The organism is Lelliottia sp. F153 (assembly GCF_002870005.1).
In the GTDB taxonomy this organism is placed as follows: Bacteria; Pseudomonadota; Gammaproteobacteria; order Enterobacterales; family Enterobacteriaceae; genus Enterobacter; species Enterobacter nimipressuralis.
On the sequence record NZ_PKFT01000021.1, the window covers coordinates 1 to 554 of the forward strand.

A 554-nucleotide genomic window follows, 5' to 3' on the forward strand; every position below is an offset into this window, starting at 1 on the left:
GTTCTTTTCGCCTTTCCCTCACGGTACTGGTTCACTATCGGTCAGTCAGGAGTATTTAGCCTTGGAGGATGGTCCCCCCATATTCAGACAGGATACCACGTGTCCCGCCCTACTCTTCGAGTTCACAACGTGTGCATTTTTGTGTACGGGACTTTCACCCTGTATCGTGCGACTTTCCAGACGCTTCCACTAACACACGCGCTGATTCAGACTCTGGGCTCCTCCCCGTTCGCTCGCCGCTACTGGGGGAATCTCGGTTGATTTCTTTTCCTCGGGGTACTTAGATGTTTCAGTTCCCCCGGTTCGCCTCATGCCACTATGTATTCATGACATGATAGTGTGTCGAAACACACTGGGTTTCCCCATTCGGGTATCGCCGGGTCAAAGGTTCATATCACCTCGCCGACGCTTATCGCAGATTAGCACGCCCTTCATCGCCTCTGACTGCCAGGGCATCCACCGTGTACGCTTAGTCGCTTAACCTCACAACCCGAAGATGTTTCGTAAAACATCATCGTGTCGCGAAAATTTGAGAGACTCGAACACACCGTCAT

1 rRNA gene is annotated in these 554 nt (G+C 52.0%); it reads right to left on the reverse strand.

The annotated features are described in order from the left end of the window. Positions 1–483: ribosomal RNA gene (locus F153LOC_RS21465) — 23S ribosomal RNA — on the reverse strand; the annotation flags it as partial. Between the last annotated feature and the right edge of the window lie 71 nt (positions 484–554).